This is a genomic window from Nonomuraea sp. NPDC004580 (genome assembly GCF_040609855.1).
GTDB lineage: Bacteria > Actinomycetota > Actinomycetes > Streptosporangiales > Streptosporangiaceae > Nonomuraea > Nonomuraea salmonea.
This window is the reverse complement of record NZ_JBEXLH010000001.1, coordinates 287,020-304,085: the sequence shown is the minus strand read 5'-3', so window position 1 is coordinate 304,085 and position 17,066 is coordinate 287,020. Positions and strand designations below refer to the sequence as shown.

At 70.0% G+C, this 17,066-nt stretch carries 18 protein-coding genes; 5 read left to right on the top strand and 13 right to left on the bottom strand.

What is annotated here, in order from left to right; all coding sequences use genetic code 11:
• Positions 1 to 24: 24 nt before the first annotated feature.
• Positions 25 to 1,017 carry a stage II sporulation protein M gene (locus ABZW11_RS01395; protein WP_355411387.1) on the bottom strand — a complete coding sequence of 331 codons (993 nt, stop codon included), beginning with the start codon at positions 1,015 to 1,017 and terminating at the stop codon, positions 25 to 27.
• A 51-nt stretch (positions 1,018 to 1,068) separates the two neighbouring features.
• Between ABZW11_RS01395 and ABZW11_RS01390 the strand changes: the two genes are divergently transcribed.
• Entirely contained in the window at positions 1,069 to 2,013 is a 945-nt protein-coding gene (locus tag ABZW11_RS01390; RefSeq protein WP_355411385.1) for an RDD family protein, read from the top strand.
• Positions 2,014 to 2,056: 43 nt separating this feature from the next.
• Here ABZW11_RS01390 and ABZW11_RS01385 read toward each other — a convergent pair whose 3' ends face one another.
• Together ABZW11_RS01385 and ABZW11_RS01380 are read right to left on the bottom strand one after the other, a co-directional pair.
• The gene (locus tag ABZW11_RS01385; RefSeq protein ID WP_355411383.1) at positions 2,057 to 3,448 is read right to left on the bottom strand and encodes a hypothetical protein; all 1,392 of its coding nucleotides are present in this window, start codon (positions 3,446 to 3,448) and stop codon (positions 2,057 to 2,059) included.
• Between the two features lie 94 nt (positions 3,449 to 3,542).
• The gene (locus ABZW11_RS01380; protein WP_355411381.1) at positions 3,543 to 4,943 is read right to left on the bottom strand and encodes a hypothetical protein; all 1,401 of its coding nucleotides are present in this window, start codon (positions 4,941 to 4,943) and stop codon (positions 3,543 to 3,545) included.
• A 167-nt stretch (positions 4,944 to 5,110) separates the two neighbouring features.
• Between ABZW11_RS01380 and ABZW11_RS01375 the strand changes: the two genes are divergently transcribed.
• Positions 5,111 to 5,749: a DUF305 domain-containing protein gene (locus tag ABZW11_RS01375; protein ID WP_355411379.1), complete on the top strand. Its 639-nt coding sequence runs from the start codon at positions 5,111 to 5,113 to the stop codon at positions 5,747 to 5,749.
• Positions 5,750 to 5,837: 88 nt separating this feature from the next.
• On the opposite strand, the gene ABZW11_RS01370 is transcribed toward ABZW11_RS01375, so the two are convergent.
• Both ABZW11_RS01370 and ahcY read right to left on the bottom strand, forming a co-directional pair.
• Positions 5,838 to 7,073, bottom strand: coding sequence for an adenosylhomocysteinase (locus tag ABZW11_RS01370; RefSeq protein WP_355411377.1), 1,236 nt, complete (start codon positions 7,071 to 7,073; stop codon positions 5,838 to 5,840).
• A 74-nt stretch (positions 7,074 to 7,147) separates the two neighbouring features.
• On the bottom strand, positions 7,148 to 8,575 hold the full coding sequence (ahcY, locus tag ABZW11_RS01365; RefSeq protein ID WP_355411375.1) for an adenosylhomocysteinase: 1,428 nt from the start codon (positions 8,573 to 8,575) through the stop codon (positions 7,148 to 7,150).
• Between the two features lie 104 nt (positions 8,576 to 8,679).
• Here ahcY and ABZW11_RS01360 point away from each other — a divergent pair, with 104 nt between their 5' ends.
• Positions 8,680 to 9,021, top strand: a complete 342-nt coding sequence (locus ABZW11_RS01360; RefSeq protein WP_355411373.1) for a MerR family DNA-binding transcriptional regulator — start codon at positions 8,680 to 8,682, stop codon at positions 9,019 to 9,021.
• 7 nt (positions 9,022 to 9,028) lie between these two features.
• Here ABZW11_RS01360 and ABZW11_RS01355 read toward each other — a convergent pair whose 3' ends face one another.
• From ABZW11_RS01355 to ABZW11_RS01335, 5 genes are read right to left on the bottom strand one after another with little or no spacing between them, the layout of a single operon-like run.
• The gene (locus tag ABZW11_RS01355; RefSeq protein ID WP_355411371.1) at positions 9,029 to 9,964 is read right to left on the bottom strand and encodes a cation diffusion facilitator family transporter; all 936 of its coding nucleotides are present in this window, start codon (positions 9,962 to 9,964) and stop codon (positions 9,029 to 9,031) included.
• A 47-nt stretch (positions 9,965 to 10,011) separates the two neighbouring features.
• Positions 10,012 to 11,118, bottom strand: a complete 1,107-nt coding sequence (locus ABZW11_RS01350; protein WP_355411369.1) for an SIS domain-containing protein — start codon at positions 11,116 to 11,118, stop codon at positions 10,012 to 10,014.
• A complete protein-coding gene (locus tag ABZW11_RS01345) occupies positions 11,115 to 11,282 on the bottom strand; it encodes a Trm112 family protein (protein WP_345396568.1) in 168 nt (55 codons plus the stop codon). The genes ABZW11_RS01350 and ABZW11_RS01345 overlap by 4 nt, the downstream gene beginning before the upstream one ends.
• A complete protein-coding gene (locus tag ABZW11_RS01340) occupies positions 11,279 to 12,634 on the bottom strand; it encodes a phosphomannomutase/phosphoglucomutase (RefSeq protein ID WP_355411367.1) in 1,356 nt (451 codons plus the stop codon). The genes ABZW11_RS01345 and ABZW11_RS01340 overlap by 4 nt, the downstream gene beginning before the upstream one ends.
• Before the next feature lie 44 nt (positions 12,635 to 12,678).
• Positions 12,679 to 13,047, bottom strand: coding sequence for a DUF3499 domain-containing protein (locus ABZW11_RS01335; protein ID WP_106236645.1), 369 nt, complete (start codon positions 13,045 to 13,047; stop codon positions 12,679 to 12,681).
• A gap of 288 nt (positions 13,048 to 13,335) precedes the next feature.
• Here ABZW11_RS01335 and ABZW11_RS01330 point away from each other — a divergent pair, with 288 nt between their 5' ends.
• Positions 13,336 to 13,776, top strand: coding sequence for a metallopeptidase family protein (locus ABZW11_RS01330; protein WP_355411364.1), 441 nt, complete (start codon positions 13,336 to 13,338; stop codon positions 13,774 to 13,776).
• 233 nt (positions 13,777 to 14,009) lie between these two features.
• Entirely contained in the window at positions 14,010 to 14,366 is a 357-nt protein-coding gene (locus tag ABZW11_RS01325) for a hypothetical protein (RefSeq protein WP_355411362.1), read from the top strand.
• Here the strand turns inward: ABZW11_RS01325 and ABZW11_RS01320 are convergent.
• The 3 genes from ABZW11_RS01320 to ABZW11_RS01310 form a co-directional block, all read right to left on the bottom strand.
• Positions 14,311 to 14,562 (bottom strand): hypothetical protein, encoded by a 252-nt coding sequence (locus ABZW11_RS01320; RefSeq protein WP_355411360.1) that lies wholly within the window; start codon positions 14,560 to 14,562, stop codon positions 14,311 to 14,313. The genes ABZW11_RS01325 and ABZW11_RS01320 overlap by 56 nt on opposite strands.
• 115 nt (positions 14,563 to 14,677) lie before the next feature.
• Complete coding sequence (locus ABZW11_RS01315; RefSeq protein ID WP_176903063.1) at positions 14,678 to 14,938, bottom strand: WhiB family transcriptional regulator; 261 nt, start codon at positions 14,936 to 14,938, stop codon at positions 14,678 to 14,680.
• A 317-nt stretch (positions 14,939 to 15,255) separates the two neighbouring features.
• Positions 15,256 to 17,046: a hypothetical protein gene (locus tag ABZW11_RS01310; RefSeq protein WP_355411358.1), complete on the bottom strand. Its 1,791-nt coding sequence runs from the start codon at positions 17,044 to 17,046 to the stop codon at positions 15,256 to 15,258.
• Positions 17,047 to 17,066 lie beyond the last annotated feature (20 nt).

Below are 17,066 nucleotides of genomic sequence, written 5' to 3'. Positions count from 1 at the left end.
GAAGGGTCAGGCGGTCAGGAAGGGTCAGGCGGTGGGGGCGACGTCGGGTGCGCGTTCGATGTCGCCCGTCTCGTCGCGGCGGGCGGCGCGCCGGCCGAAGCCGATCACGTACGCGAGGAACGCGACCTCGGCCAGCACGCCGATGCCGACGCGCGCCCACGTGGGCAGCCCTGACGGCGTCACGAACGCCTCGATCAGCCCCGACACGAACAGCACCACGACCAGCCCCAGGGCCACGCTCATCACGGCCCTGCCCTGCTCGGCCAGCGCGTCGAGCCGCCGGCGCGGGCCCGGGTCGATGACGGTCCAGCCGAGCCGCATGCCGACGGCGGCGGCCAGGAAGACGGCGGTCAGCTCCAGCAGGCCGTGCGGCAGGATCAGGCCGAAGAAGATGTCGAGCTTGTCGCGGGAGGCCATGAGCCCGGCGGAGACGGCCACGTTCTCGGCGTTGGCGTAGAGCGCGTACGGGATCGGCAGGCCCAGCACCAGCGCGTACATGATCATCTGGGCCGACACCCAGGCGTTGTTCGTCCACACCCGGCCCGCGAACGAGGCGGCGGGATGCTCGGAGTAGTAGTCGGCGAAGTCCTCGTTGACCAGCTGGGCGATCTCGTCGGGGCTGCCGATCGTGGCCTGCACGCCAGGGTTGGCCGCCACCCACGCCGCGATCACCCACGAGACCACCAGGAACGCCAGCGCGCTCGCCAGCCACCACCACCGCGCCCGATAGGCCACGACGGGGAACGAGACGGTGAAGAAGCGGGTCAGCTCGCGCCAGGCGGGGGTGTGCGCGCCGGTCACCGCGGACCTGGCCCGCGCCACCAGCGCCGACAGCCGCCCCACGAGCATGGCGTCGGTGGACGACGAGCGCACGATGGACAGGTGCGTGGCCACCCGCTGGTAGAGCTCGACCAGCTCGTCGATCTCGGTGCCGGTCAGCGACGAGCGGTGCTTGACCAGGTGGTCGAGCCGGTCCCAGACCGGGCGGTGTGCCGTGACGAACGCATCGATGTCCACCCGACCATTCTGGCCGCTCGATCACCGCGGCTGAGCCGTTAGGCTCCACATATGTCCGAGGTCGTAACCGGGGATGCCGTCGTCGTCGAAGTACGCGTGGCCCAGATGCCCACGCGCGCCCTGGCGATCATCATCGACCTGGGGGCGCAGTTCCTCCTGCTGCTCGCCGCCTACTCGCTGCTGAGCCTGTTCGCGTCGGTGACCGACTTCGCGATGTTCGGCGCCGCCATGATCACGCTGGTGGTGCTGGTGCTCGTGGGCTTCCCCGTGGCCGTCGAGACGCTCACCAGGGGGCGCAGCATCGGCAAGCTGATACTCGGGCTGCGGGTGGTCGGCGACGACGGCAGCCCCGTACGGTTCCGCCAGGCGCTGTTCAGGGGGCTGGCGGGGGTGCTGGAGTTCTGGCTCCTGTCGGGGGCGCCGGCGCTGATCTCGTCGCTGATCTCGCAGCAGGGCAAGCGGCTCGGCGACATCTTCGCGGGCACGATCGTGATCTCCGACCGGCCGCCGCGCGACCGGGCGCAGCAGGTCATGATGCCGCCGCAGCTCGCGGCCTGGGCCGCCACGCTTGAGCTGTCGCAACTGCCGGACGAGGTGGCGCATGCCGCCCGGCAATACCTGGCGCGATGGCACGATCTGTCGCCGCAGGTCCAGCATGAGATGGGAGTGCGCATCGCCACCCAGACGGCGGCCTACGTCTCGCCGGCCGCCCCCGCGGGGGTGCCGCCGCACGCGTACCTGAGCGCCGTCCTGGCCGAGCGCCGGCGGCGGGAGCAGGAACGCTTCGCGCAGCGCATGGGCCCCGCCCAGCAGCCGTACGCTGCCCCGCAGCCGCCCTACGCGGCCCAGCCCGGCCCCGTGCAGCCGCAGCCATATGCGCCACCGTTCCCGCAACCGGGTCCGATGGCGCCGGCCGAGCGGCCCTCTCCTCCGCCGCCGCCACCCGCGCCGGAGCCGCCGCAGGCGACTCCGGGCGGGTTCGCGCCACCTCAGTGAGCGCGATCAGCGGAGGTCAGGGACAGGTTGTCAGCACTGGCCGTCACCAGTGGCCGTGCCCGTGCCCGTCCTTGTACGACTCCTGCGTCTGCGTGTTCAACCGGTCGAAACGTACGTGCTTGGCGCTGTCGGTGAGCCGGTCGTCGATCTTGATGACGTCCAGCCCCTCGTTGAAGTCGGCGCCGTAGATGTAACCGTTGTAGTAGTAGGCGGACCAGATGCCGCCACCGCCGCCGTCCGAGCGCGGCCCGCGCTCGAAGTAGCCGATCTCCCTGGGCCGCCTGGAGTCGGTGAAGTCCCAGATCGACAGGCCGCCCATGTACCACGCCTGGACCATGATGTCGCGGCCCTTGACGGGGATGAGCGAGCCGTTGTGGGCGACGCAGTTCTCGCTGTCGTCCTGGTAGCGCGAGATCTTGAAGTAGCTCTTGAAGACGAGCTTGCCCCGGACGATCTCGTAGATGGCGTCCGCGCCCCGGTTCGGCCCGGTGGCCTCGTTGCAGGTGGGCGCGCCGCCGCCGCCGAGCTCGTCGGTGAAGACGACCTTCCTGGCGTCGTTGCTGAACGTGGCCGAGTGCCAGAACGCGAAGTTCGGGTCGGTGGTCCTGGCGGTGACCTTCGGGTTCAGCCGGTCCTTGATGTCGAACAGCACGCCGTCACCCATGCAGGCGCCGGCCGCGATGTCCTTCTCGGCGTAGACCGTGATGTCGTGGCAGCCGCTGGTGGGCAGCAGCAGGCCGGGCTGCGTCTCGTTGCCGCCGTCGGGGAAGACGACGGGCGTGGCCGCGACCTCGGCGGCGGCCGGGTCGCGCAGCGGCACCTTGATGATCGAGATCTTGTCGTGCGGCGGCGCGCAGTCGGGGAAGTTCGCGGCCGGCTGGTACGACGAGACGTAGATGTAGACGTTCCTGTTCTTGTCGCGGCCCTTGCCCGGCACCAGGGTCAGCGTGTGCGAGCCACAGTTCGTCTCGACCGACTTGATGTACTTCGGGTTGGCCTTGTCGGAGACGTCGAAGATGCGGACGCCCTCCCACGACTCCTTGATCGTCGCGCTCTGCCCGGTGCTGTTGCAGGAGTCGTCGTTGCGCGAGGAGTCGACGGCGGTGAACAGCAGGTCGCCGTAGACGCTGACGTCCATCTGGGCGCCGGGGCAGACGACGGAGCTGACCGCCCTCGCCTTCTTCGGGTTCCTGATGTCGTAGATGGAGAAGCCACCGTAGTTGCCGACATAGGCGTAGTCGCCCTGGAAGGCGATGTCGGTGTTGATGGTGCCGGCGATGGGGTCGGGCTTCGGGATGTTCAGCACGTGGGTCACGTTCGGGCTGTGGACCACGGCGTCGGCGGGCGGGATGTCCGCGGCGGCGGCGGGCAGTCCCGCCAGCGCTAAGACGGTGGCCGCTGCCGCCACCACGATGGAACGGCGCGAAAGGGACACTCGGGAGCCTCCTTGAACGGGGATTTCTGGGTCACCGGACAGGACCGGAAAGCGGCGGGGCTCCTCACCGAGGGTCCCCGCCGCCTGGAGGGGGTCAGTAGCCGTGGCCGTGCCCGCGCTCGGGGTACGACGTCTGCGTCTGGGCGTTCAGCCGGTCCGTCCTGACGCCGTTGGCCTTGTTGGTCCGCGGGTCGTTGATCTTGAGGACGTCGAGGCCCAGGTTGAAGTCCGAGCCGTAGATGTAGCCGTTGTAGTAGTACGCCGACCAGAACCCGCCGGACAGCGCAGGAGCGGTGTTGTCGGGCCCGCGCTCGAAGAAGGCGATCTCCTTCGGCCGGCTGGAGTCGGTGAAGTCGATCACCGAGATGCCGCCCTGGTACCACGCCTGGACCATGATGTCGCGGCCCTTGACCGGGATGAGAGAGCCGTTGTGGGCGACGCAGTTCTCGGTGTCGTCCTGGTGGCGCGCGATCTTGAAGTAGCCCCTGAAGACGAGCTTGCCGCGGACGATGTCGTAGTACGCGTCGGCGCCCCTGTTCGGGCCGATGGCCTCGTTGCAGGTGGGCGCGCCGCCGCCGCCGAGCTCGTCGGTGAAGATGACCTTCGTGCCCTCGTTGTTGAAGGTGGCGGAGTGCCAGAACGCGAAGTTCGTCTCGTCCCTGGCGGTCGCGGTCACGCGGGGCCGCTCGGGGTCGCGGATGTCGAGCAGGACGCCCTCACCCATGCACGCGCCCGCCGCGATGCCCCTCTCTGGGTAGGCGGTGATGTCGTGGCAGCCGGTCGTGGCCGACTTGCCGTCGGGGTACGACCCGGGCACGCCGGGGAAGCCGCCGTCGGGGAACAGGTTGGGCGTGGCGATCACCGAGGCGGCCGTCGGGTTGCGCAGCGGCACCTTGATGATCGAGATCAGGTCGTGCGGCGGCTTGCAGTCGGGGAACGTCTCGCTCGGGCTGTAGGAGGAGATGTAGAGGTAGACGTTCTGCCGCCTGCGGTCGGGGACCAGCGTGTGGGTGTGGGAGCCGCAGTTCGTCTCGACCGACTTGATGTACTGCGGGTTGGTTTTGTCGGAGACGTCGAAGATGCGGATGCCCTCCCACGACTCCTTGATCGTGGCGCTCTGGGAGGTGCTGGTGCAGGAGTCGTCGCTCCGCGAGGAGTCGACCGACCCGAACAGGAGGTTTCCGTAGACCGAGACGTCCATCTGGCCGCCGGGGCAGACCACGGAGCTGACCAGCGACGTCTTCTTGGGGTTCCTGATGTCGTAGATGGAGAAGCCGGAGTAGTTGCCGACATAGGCGTAGTCACCCTGGAAGGCCATGTCCGTGTGGATGTCGGCCAGGGCTTCCGGCTTGGGCACGTTCGTGACGTGCTTGATGTTCGGGCTCATGACGATCTCGCCGGGAGCCGGGATGTCCGCAGCCTGGGCCGGCGCTACGACGCCTGCCAGCGCGATCAGCGCCGCACCCAGGACGAGGGGTCTGCGGAGGGAGAACACGGAGGAACCTCCGAATAAAGGGGGCATAAATCTACGTCATCCTCACCCTTTCGGGCCTGACCTGACCAGCGTCCAAGATGTCAAATTTTATTGCGCTTCGACCCCTTCTCATCTCGGGACTTTTCGCCTAGAGTGCGCAATCTGGACCAGATCAGTCAGGAGGTCGGGTGCGCGCTGCGCTCGTCGTCATCGTGGGCCTGATCGCGGCCCTCACCGGGTGCACCGCCGGCTCCACCACCCCACCGGCCCCCAGAGCTGACTCGACGGCGCCGGTCCTCGCTCCCGGACGGCCTGGCGAACAGGCCAGGACGCTCTCACCGGGCGAGGCCGCCACCGCCGTACCCTCCGCCACCCCCAACGCGGCGGACGTCACGTACGTCCAGGACATGGTCGTCCACCACCGCCAGGCCGTGGACATGGCCCTGCTCGCCCCCAACCGCGCCGAGTCGGCCAAGCTCAAGGCGCTCGCCGACCGCATCAAGGCGGCGCAGGGGCCGGAAATCGCCTTCATGACCACGTGGCTGCACGAACAGGAGCAGAAGGTCCCCGATCACCACGCCTCCCACGAGAACATGCCGGGAATGGCGACGCCCGAACAGCTGGACGCCCTGAAGGCCGCCAAGGGCAAGGAGTTCGACCGCCTGTTCCTGCAACTCATGATCAATCACCACCTCGGCGCGATCAAAATGTCCGAGGCAGTCCTGACGAACGGCACCCACATCAGGATCGAAGAACTGGCCGGCGACGTCAGCGTCACCCAGGCAGCGGAGATCCGCCGCATGCAGGACATGCAAGCCGCCCTGTAACAACGGGCGCGCACTCAGCCGAAGGCCACGCGCCTCCCCCGCTTCCCCCTCTCCCCCAAAAGGACCCCAGCCCCGGACGGGGGCGCGCTCAGGAGCCGACGCGCCAGCTATGGAGGTAGTCCTCCTGTTCGGCCGTCAGCAGGTCGATGCCGATGCCGGCCGCCGCCAGCTTGAGCCTGGCCACCTCGTGGTCGATCTCCTCGGGCACGTCATAGACGCCGGGCGCGAGGCCGGCCCGTTCGGCCGCCAGCCAGGCCACGGCGAGCGCCTGGGCGGAGAACGACATGTCCATGACCGCCGCGGGATGCCCCTCGGCCGCCGTCAGGTTGACCAGGCGGCCCTCCGCCAGCAGCAGGAGGCGGCGCCCGTCGGGCATGACGTACTCGTCGGTGTTGGGCCGCACCCCCCGGTGCACCTCGGTGGCCAGCTCGTCCAGTGCCCGCACGTCGATCTCGACGTCGAAGTGTCCCGCGTTGGCCAGGATCGCCCCGTCCTTCATGACCGACAGGTGCTCGGCCCTGATCACGTCGCGGTTGCCGGTGACGGTGACGAACACGTCCCCGATCAGCGCCGCCTGCGCCATGGGCCGCACCTCGTACCCCTGCAAGGTGGCGTCGAGCGCCTTCACGGCGTCGATCTCGGTGACGATCACCCTGGCCCCGAGCCCCTTGGCCCGCTCGGCGACCCCGCGCCCGCAGTACCCGAACCCGGCGACCACCACCGTACGCCCGGCCAGCATCGTGTTGGTGGCCCGCATGATGCCGTCGAACGTGGACTGCCCGGTGCCGTACCGGTTGTCGAACATGCGCTTGGTCCGGGTGTCGTTCACCGCGACCACGGGGAAGCGCAGCGCGTCCTCGGCCGCCATCTGGCGCAGCCGGATGATGCCGGTCGTGGTCTCCTCGCAGCCGCCGCTCACCCCGTCGAGCAGGTCGCGCCGCTCGGTGTGCAGGATGTTGACCAGGTCGCAGCCGTCGTCGAGCACCAGGTCGGGCCCCACGTCGAGGGCCTCGTGGATGTGCCGGTAGTAGGTCGCCCGATCGACACCGGCCCTCGCGTGCACCCCGATCCCGTACGACCGCAGCGCCGCGGCCACGTCGTCCTGCGTGGACAGCGGGTTGGACGCGGCCAGCGCGATCTCCGCCCCGCCGGCCTGCAGTGCTCCCATGAGCACCGCCGTCTCGGCGGTGACGTGCAGGCACGCCGCGATCTTCAGCCCGTCCAGCGGCCGTTCGAGCGCGAACCGCTCGCCGATCGCGGTCAGCACCGGCATCGAACGAGCGGCCCAGGAGATCTGCCGCTCGCCGCTTTCACTGAGATCCATGGCCACCCTCGCAAGCAGGAAACAGGGAGCTCCGGGAGGCGCGGGGACCTCCCGGAGCTCAGGAAAGGGGTCGCTCAGTAGCGGTAGTGGTCGGACTTGTACGGCCCCTCGACGTGGACGCCGATGTAGGCCGCCTGCTCCTTGGTCAGCTCGGTGAGCTTGACGCCGAGCGCGTCGAGGTGCAGCCGCGCCACCTTCTCGTCGAGGTGCTTGGGCAGCGTGTAGACGCCGAGCGGGTAGTCCTCGGTCTTGGTGAACAGCTCGATCTGCGCGATCACCTGGTTGGTGAAGGAGTTGGACATGACGAAGCTGGGGTGGCCGGTGGCGCAGCCCAGGTTCATCAGCCGGCCCTCGGCGAGCACGATGATCGAGTGGCCGTCGGCGAACACCCACTCGTCGACCTGCGGCTTGATGTTGCGCTTCTCGATGCCGGGCAGCTTGGCCAGGCCGGCCATGTCGATCTCGTTGTCGAAGTGGCCGATGTTGGACACGATCGCCTGGTGCTTCATCCGCGCCATGTGGTCGGCGGTGATGATGTTGAAGTTGCCCGTGCAGGTGACGAAGATGTCGGCGATGCCGACGACCTCGTCGAGCGTGGTGACCTGGAAGCCGTCCATGGCCGCCTGCAGCGCGCAGATCGGGTCGATCTCGGTGACGATCACGCGGGCGCCCTGGCCGCGCAGCGCGTCGGCGCAGCCCTTGCCGACGTCACCGTAGCCGCAGACCACGGCCACCTTGCCGCCGATGAGCACGTCGGTGGCGCGGTTGAGGCCGTCGATGACGGAGTGGCGGCAGCCGTACTTGTTGTCGAACTTCGACTTGGTGACCGAGTCGTTGACGTTGATGGCCGGGAAGAGGAGCTGGCCGTTCTTGTGCATCTCGTAGAGACGGTGCACGCCGGTCGTGGTCTCCTCGGTGACGCCCTTGATGCTCTCGGCGATCTTCGTCCACTTCTTGTCGGCGCCGACCGTGCGGGTGAGCAGGTCGATGATGACGTGCCACTCCTCCGGGTCGTCGGCGGTCGCCGGGGGCACGGCGCCGGCCTTCTCGTACTCGGCGCCCTTGTGCACCAGCAGCGTGGCGTCGCCGCCGTCGTCGAGGATCATGTTGGGGGCGGTGCCGTCAGGCCAGGTGAGCGCCTGCTCGGTGCACCACCAGTACTCCTCCAGCGTCTCGCCCTTCCACGCGAACACCGGAACGCCCTTGGGGTCCTCGGCGGTGCCGTCGGGGCCGACCACCACGGCGGCGGCGGCGTGGTCCTGCGTGGAGAAGATGTTGCAGCTCACCCAGCGCACCTCGGCGCCGAGCGCGACCAGGGTCTCGATGAGGACGGCCGTCTGGATCGTCATGTGCAGCGAGCCCATGATCTTCGCGCCGCGAAGGGGCTGGGAGGCCGCGTATTCCTTGCGTACTGCCATGAGACCGGGCATCTCGTGCTCGGCGAGCCGGATTTCCTTACGGCCGAATTCGGCAAGTGAAAGGTCGGCGACCTTGAAGTCCATCGGGTGTCCCCTCGCGTCACAGGATGGTTGACGCCGACGAGTCTAGGCGGCGCTCGTACGCCGATGCACGCCGAGGAGGCCGAATCTGACGTAAGAATGTAAGAATGCGCATCACCGAAGCGGCCAGGCGGCTCGGCATGTCCCCGCGAATGCTCCGATACCGGGAGGCGCTCGGCCTGCTCCCGCCGGTCAGGGAGCAGGGGGCGCACAGAAGGTTCGGCCCCGACGAGCTGGCCGCCGTGGCGCAGGGGGTGGAGCTGGAGAAACGGTTCGACGTCTCGCCGGCCGAGCTGGCGTTCGCGCTGCGGGTGCTGAGCGAGCCCGCGGTGGCGGCGGCCGTACGGGACCTGGGGGTGCGGATCGGGCGCATCCAGGCGCCGCGCCGGGCCCTCGACTTCGAAAAGGAGAAGGCCCTGCGCCTGCTCGCCCCCAGGCCCCGGCGCTGACCTGCGGCTAGCCGGCGGAGCCGCTCGTGCTGCGGAGCCGGTCGAGGTCGGGCTCGAGGTAGATGACCCGGGCGATCGGCACCGCATCGCGGATGCGCCGCTCGGCCTCGTCGATGCCGCGCGCCACTTCGGCCGCCGTGTCGTTGTGCTCGACCGCGATCTTGGCGGCCACCAGCAGCTCCTCGGGGCCGAGGTGCAGCGTGCGCATGTGGATGACCCGCTCCACCTCGGGCGCGCTCTCCAGCGCGGTCCTGATCCTGGTCTCCATCTCGGGCGACGCGCCCTCGCCGACGAGCAGCGACTTGGTCTCGATGGCCAGCACGACCGCGATGATGGCGAGCAGCACGCCGATCATGAGGGTGCCGATGCCGTCCCAGACGCCGTCACCGGTGACCACCGCCATCGTGACGCCGAACAGCGCGAAGATCAGACCGAGCAGCGCGCCCAGGTCTTCGAGCAGGATGACGGGCAGCTCGGGCGACTTGGAGCGCCGGATGAAGCTGATCCAGGACTGGTCACCGCGCAGCGGGTTGGACTCCTTGACCGCCGTACGGAAGGAGAGCGTCTCGGCGATGATCGCGAAGATCAGCACCGCGAACGCCCAGATCGGCGACTCGACCTGGTGCGGGTCGGAGATCTTGTGGATGCCTTCGTACAGGGAGAACGCCGCCCCGATCGTGAACAGCACCACGGCCACCACGAACGCGTAGAAGTAGCGCTCGCGGCCGTAGCCGAAGGGATGTTCGCGGGTGCTGGCCCTGGCCGCCCGCTTGCCGCCCACCAGCAGCAGCACCTGGTTGCCCGAGTCGGCGACCGAGTGGATGCCCTCGGCCAGCATCGACGAGGAACCGGTGAAGGCCGCGGCCACGAACTTGGCCACGGCGATCGCCAAGTTCGCGGACAATGCCGCGATGATTGCTTTAGTTCCGCCGCTCGCGCTCACCGATCTTCTCCACTCATAAGATCACGTCAAACTCTTGAAAGAGGATCCTATGGGGTAATTCTCGCTTTGACCTCAGTGATTGCGGACACGGCCGCGGGATCGACGCCATATCCCAGCGCCAGATAGGTGCTGGCGTAGTCGCCGAGCGCGATGAGGGAGGCGAGACGTTCGAGCGGATGCACGCCCTCGGCGGCCAGTTCGGTCACCGGCACGTCGCGCTCGCCCGCCAGCCGCAGCGCCGCCTCGCGCCGCCGCGTCACCTGCGGATGCTCCTCGACGTCGCGCAGGACGACGAGCCTGAGCGTGCGGCCCGAGGTGTCGGCGAAGATGTCGCGCTCGGCCAGCGGCCCGTCGAGCGCCGCCACCTGATGGTGGCCGGCCTCGGGCAGCTCGCCGTGCACGGCGGGATATTTCGCGCTCGCCGCGAGCTGACAGACCATCCGGTACGCCGCCACCCCCGCCACCTGCGACGACCCCCACACCATCGGCACGGTCTCGGCCAGGTCGAGGGCCAGCGACTTGCCGGGGTTGATGAACGACTCGCTGGTGGGCCGGCACCGGTGCGCGATGTCCTCGAGCGACCTCGCCACCCCCTCGAACAGGTCGGCGTCGGCCTGCACCAGCCGCAGCGCCGCGGCCGCCACGATGGGCGGGACGCTCAGCAGCCACAGGTTGGACCGCGACTGCCCGGTGACCGGCACCGGCACGTAGAGGGCCGACGCCTGCAGCGCCACGGCCTCCAGCGGGGAGCCCGCAGGGCCCACGCCGAGCAGCGAGCAGCCCCGGCGCACCGCCTGGGTGGCCAGGGCCAGCGTCTCTTCCGTGTCGCCCGAGCCGGAGACGGCGATGACCAGGTCGGTGGCCCCCACCCAGCCGGGGAGCTGGTAGGAGCGCACGGTCACGATCGGCAGCGGCGCGCCGTTGCCGACGACGGCCGCCAGGATGTCGCCGGCCAATCCGGCGGCGCCCATGCCCGCGACCACGATGGCCCGCGGGCGCCCGTGACCTGCCAGGCTTTCGACGCCCGCCTCGATCGCGATGCGGTGGCCGGTGCGGATGTGGGCCGCGGACGCGGCCACCGCCGGAAGCATGCCGCCGGGGTCGGCCTCGGTGAGGTGTCCCTGGTCGTCGAGCCGCTCCGGCTCCCAGGTCACGGCTTCCTGGCCTCGTCGACGAGCAGGACCGGGATGTCGTCCCTGACCGGGTAGATCAGGCCGCAGCCTGTGCAGGCCAGCTCCTCCGCCTCGTGCTCGGCACGCAGCGGAGCCTTGCACGCCGGGCAGGCCAGGATCTCCAGCAGCCAGTCGTCGATCTTCACTCTGACACCTTTCCCACGATGGCGAGGACCTCGTCCCTGATCGCCGTCATCTTGCTCTCGTCGGCCGCCTCGGCGTTCAGCCTGAGCAGCGGCTCGGTGTTGGAGGGACGCAGGTTGAACCACCAGCCCGACCCCGTCACGGTCAGCCCGTCGACCTCGTCGAACTCGCCCCGGTCCGCGAACGCCGCACGCACCCGCCGCAGCGCCTCGGCCTGGTCGGACACCGCGCTGTTGACCTCGCCCGAGGCGTGGTAGCGGGAGTAGGCGGCGGCCACCTCCGACAGCGGCCTGTCCTGCTCGCCGAGCGCGGCCAGCACGTGCATCGCCGCCAGCATGCCGGAGTCGGCGAACCAGAAGTCCCTGAAGTAGTAGTGGGCGGAGTGCTCGCCGCCGAACACCGCGCCGGTGCGGGCCATCTCGGCCTTGATGAAGGAGTGGCCGACCCGGGTGCGCACCGGCACGCCGCCGTGCTCGCGGACGATCTCCGGCACGCCCAGCGACGTGATCAGGTTGTGGATGATCGTCGCGCCGGGGTCCTTGGCCAGCTCGCGTACGGCCACCAGCGCCGTGATCGCCGACGGCGAGACCGAGGCGCCGCGCTCGTCGATCACCCAGCAGCGGTCGGCGTCGCCGTCGAAGGCGAGCCCGATGTCGGCGCCGCTCTCGACGACCGCCCGCTGCAGATCGAGCAGGTTCTGGGGCTCCAGAGGGTTGGCCTCGTGGTGGGGGAAGCTGCCGTCGAGCTCGAAGTAGAGGGGCACCAGCTCGATCGGCAGGCCGTCGAACACCGCGGGCACCGTGTGGCCGCCCATGCCGTTGCCCGCGTCGACGACCACCTTCAGCGGGCGGATGCCGCTCAGGTCGACGAGCGTGCGCAGGTGGTGGGCGTAGCCGGACAGCAGGTCCTTCTCGATCACCGAGCCGGCCCTCGTGTCCTGCGCGGCCGTCGCGAGCAGCTCGGACGCCCTGTCGCGGATCTCCGTCAGGCCCGTGTCGCCGCCGACCGGCACCGCGCCCGCGCGGCACATCTTCATGCCGTTGTAGCGGGCCGGGTTGTGGCTGGCGGTGAACATCACGCCGGGCAGCCCCAGGCTGCCGCTGGCGTAGTAGAGCAGGTCGGTGGAGCCCAGGCCCGCGTGCACGACGTCGGCCCTGCGCGAACGCGCGCCGCGGATGAACGCCTCGGCCAGCACCGGCGACGACTCGCGCATGTCGTGCGCGACCACGATCGACCCGGCCCCGGTCACCTCGACGAACGCCGCCCCCACGGCCTCGGCGGTCTGCTCGTCAAGCTCGTCGGGCACCACCCCGCGAACGTCATACGCTTTGAAGATCTTGGCGAGGTCGCCCACTCTCCAGCTCCGCCCCTAGGTCGTATCCGCCTTACAGAAGGAGCCTACCGGTCACGGTGCTGCTGGGCCGATCTCAGAACGCGCAGGTGCCCGCGCCGGCCGACCTCGACGCCCTGACCGACCGGCTCGCCACCGCCCGACGGCGTCGGTCGCGCGGCCTCCCTGACCGCGTTGGCCAGCGCTTCGAGATCGTCGGAGCTGGGCGAGGCGCCGTCGGTGGGCAGCCGCACCACCTCCCAGCCGCGGGGGGCGGTCAGTCGCTCGGCGTGTTCGGCGCACAGGTCATAACAGTGTGGCTCCGCGTACGTCGCCAGGGGGCCGAGGACAGCGGTCGAGTCGGCGTACACGTACGTGAGCGTGAAGACGGCAGGCTGGCTGCAGGCGGTGCGGGAACAGCGGCGGACGGGGCTCACGGAGGGACCGTATCTGGTAAGAGTGCGAGGCGCCACTACCTGAGCGCTCTTAACGAGCGTGTCGCCACAATTCGGACACCTGTCGCAGCGTTTCCACCCACATGCCCCGAGACCTCCGGCCCTTCGCCCGCGCTTCCATTCCCGCCTTTCCCCACCCCGCCACCAGCCCAATCCTGCCCTTCCGATCTTCACTGAAGATCACGTTCGTCCCGGTTGGTACCCCCACCTTTCTGACAACCCCGCGACCGCTCCCGGGCATCGGCTGAACGGGCCCGTACACTGGCACACGTGACTCAGAAGCGCGGTCCCAGACGGCGCGATCGCCACGGTCGCGGCCTCCGCGGCCCGCTCGCCCCCTCCCACGTCCCCATGGCCAAGTCGCGCAGCGAACGCTTCGACGACCTCGTGCTCGACGCCGTCGACCGGCTGCGTCCCCGGTGGGAGCGGCAGCTTTCGGCGGTGGAGTTCGCGGTGGAGGAGGTGCCGCCGCTGAGCGAGCTGGGCGACGGGCCCGGGCTCGACTCCGACCCCATCCCCTTCGGCCGCGCCGACGCCGCCACCGGCCACTCCCCCGCCTCGGTCGTGATCTACCGCCGCCCGCTGGAGGCGAGGGCCCGAGACCGCGACACCCTGGGCGCCATGGTCCACGACACGGTCGTCGAACAGGTCGCCACCTTGCTCGGCCTGGCCCCGGAAACGGTGGACCCCGGCTACGACGACCGCCGCTGACTCCGGATTCCGTCGCGGCGACCACCACCGCTGGTCCCGGCGATTCCGCCAGGACCGCCGCAGCCCGATCCCTGACGCCCGCCGGACCGAAACATCACCTCACCACCGCTGACCTGGGTATCGGCGAGCACCTCCAGGCGTTGCCAGGTCGGCGCTGGGCGTGTCCTCCCCGCCCGCTCGATCGGCTTCGCGTATCGCGGGCATGGTTCGTCACCGTGTGCGATGCTGGGTGCATGTTCCGTCACTTGCGGAGGCGAGCCAGGCGCGGCGACCAGCAGTTTTACTTCAAGCCCAGCCTCCGCCGCCGGTGGCGCAAGCCCCCGCCGGAGGACTTCCCTCCCGGGCCGCTCTTCGACCCCCACGAGAAGCTGTGGCGGGTCGCGTGGTGGGGCGAGGGCTGGGGCGTGTGGCCGGGTGACGCCGACCCCCTGACCACCCCTCCCACCTACAGCACCCGCAACATCCCCCGCGCCGACTACACGGCCGCCGGCTACTGGGCCTGCGGCGTCGTCCCGTACCACCCGAAACTGCACGTCAGCTGCTCCCACCAAGGCGACCCCTCCGCCCGACCTCGCCTGCGATCGGGGTGAGCACCACGGCGAAGTCGCCCTTCGCCTTCACGCGGACGTCTCGGGTTCTGTTCGCCGGGATCTCCAGCTCGTACGGCGACTCCGCCTCGCCCTTGGCCCCGACCACCCGCACCTTTCCGGCGGCGCCCCCTGCGGTCAGGAGGCGGCGGGCGCCCGTGGGGGCGACGACGATCGCGGTGACGTAGGGACGTGACATCGCTGAGGCTCCTGGGGGGGGTGATCAGGCGCGCCCACCATACAGTGACAAGCCGATCAAGAGATGCGAAAAGGGTCACACGGCGTTCCGCGTGACCCCTTCCCCCCTTGTCGTCCTATACGGCTTGGCGCTTGATCCGTCTGCGCTCCCGCTCGGACAGCCCACCCCAGATGCCGAAGCGCTCATCGTGCTCGAGTGCGTATTCCAGGCACTCGGCACGGACCTCGCACGATCGGCAGACCTTCTTGGCCTCTCGGGTGGAGCCGCCCTTCTCCGGGAAGAACGCCTCCGGATCCGTCTGCGCGCACAAGGCGCGTTCCTGCCAGCCGAGTTCTTCAGCGTCAAGCTGTTCCTGTGCGATGACCGGATCGGTCACTGCACACCTCCCTGCCGCCCGCCCGCAATGGAGCCCCCCATGGACGCCTTCCTTATTACCCACCCACGGGAAGGCGTAACAACATGGTTGTAATTACACGCGTGTGCTGTACGCGGCGTCAAGCGGCATGCAGGTATCCGGGGAAAGACCAGATCTCGCCCCGGTGTGCTCGGCATGTCATGTTCGAAGCCGGACTGACACCGTGCGCATGGCGTCGTCCTGGCTCGTGCAACACTCTCAGCGGTCGGAACCGTACCAGGGCGGGAAAGACGCCCGCCCGTGGCCCGCCTTCTCTCTAGTCGTTCATTGCCGGTCCGTTACCTGCGTGGCTCGTTGGGGGTGTATATGGCGGTCGGGTCGATGGGGTCGTCCCCCGGCCCGCGCTGATCGCCGAACGCGCCCTGCTGGAACTGGTCCAGCCGCATGGTGGAGTCCGCGGGTGCGGCCTCCCACTGGCCCTGCTGGGCCGCGGGAGCCTGGTGGGTGGGCTGGTACTGGCCCTGCTGCGGCTCGTACCCGGCACCCTGGGGGTGGCCGAACGGGTCGTCGTACGGGCGGGGCTGCGGGGCGCCGGCGTTCGACTGGTACGTGTCCGCCTGCTGGTAGGCGTCCATGAGCTGCTGGGAGCGCGGGTCCACGGGCGGGTCAGGCTCCTGGTAGGCGGGCTGGGCGAACTCGTGGCCCGAGTAGCCGGTGAACGGCTGCCCGCCCTGCTGCTGGTCGAAGGCGCTCTGCCCCTGGTACGAGACGTTGGGCGCGGTGTCGCCCGTGGGATACGCCTGGTCGTTCGCCGGAGGCGCGTACGGGCTCTGCTCGGGCTGCGGAGCGTACGGGCTCTGGTCCCCCTGGGGGGCGTACGGGTTCTGGCCGGCCTGGCCGTAGACGTTCGGCTGGCTGTCGGCCGGGACGTAAGGGGCAGGGGTGTACTCACCGGCCGGCGGGGCCGCGGGCGCCGTGTCCGCGGGGGCGTAGGAGCTCTGAGGGGCGAAGGGCTGCGGTTCGGGCTGCTGCTCGAAGCTCTGGGGGGCGAACGGCTCGGGCTGCTGCTGGTCCGACGGCGCGGCCGGCAGGGCGCCCCTGATGTGCGGGGCCGCCGGCGGCTCCGGCTGGCCGCCGAAGCTCGGCGGCTGCGGGCTGTAGCCGGGCGCGGAGGGCGGCTGCCGGCCGTAGGCGGGAGCGGGGGGCTGCTCCTGGCTCTGGGCGGGCTGCTGGCCGCTCATCGGCTGCTGAGCGTAGCCGGGGGTGGAAGGGGGTTGCTGGCCATAGCCGGGCGCGGAGGGCGGCTGCTGGCCGTACGCGGGATCCTGCTGGCCGTAGCCGGCGCCCGGCGGGGGCTCCTGGCCGTAGCCGGGGTGCGGGCCGGGAACGGGCTGCTGGGCGGGCTGAGCGGGCTGGTGGCTCTGGGCGGGCTGACCGGGCTGAGCGGGCTGACCGGGGGCCGGTTGCTGGCCGCTCATCGGCTGCTGGCCGTAACCGGGTGCGGAGGGCGGCTGCTGGCCGTACGCGGGGTCCTGCTGGCCGTAGCCGGGCCCGCCGGGGGCCTGCTGGTTGTAGCCGGGCTGCTGGAAACCGGGCTGGCCGGGCCCCGCCTGAGGCCGGCCGGGCTGCCCGTACGGCGGCTGCTGGTCGAAGAAGCCGGGCTGCGGCCCGAACTGGCCGTGGTACACCTGCGCCGCCGGCCGCTCGGGCAGCACCTGCGGAAGGAGGTAGACCAGGGCGATGGCGGTCAGGGCGAGGGAGGTCAGCCCGGTCAGCACGAACTCGATCACGCCGCGCCCGCCGAGCCCCGCGGCCAGTCCGGCGAAGAACGCCACGAGGCCGAACAGCGCGGCCAGGCCGAGACCGGCCGCCGCGCCGTAGGCGATGGTCTTGGCCTTGGGCGACGGCTCGCCCACCTTGGTCACCAGGAGCACGGACCCGAGCAGCAGCGCCGTCACCACCGGGTTGGTCAGGCTCGACAGGTTGGTGGCCGCGCGTTCCGTGAACGACGACAAGGCCGACGACCCGACCAGAAGGTGGCCGATCGCCAGCAACACCCTGATCAACCCGGTGACGAGCATGATCCAAGCGGCCGGCTCCTTCAGCCGGGCTACGTCAAGTTTGCTCACAAGTACCCCCATCAGACCCA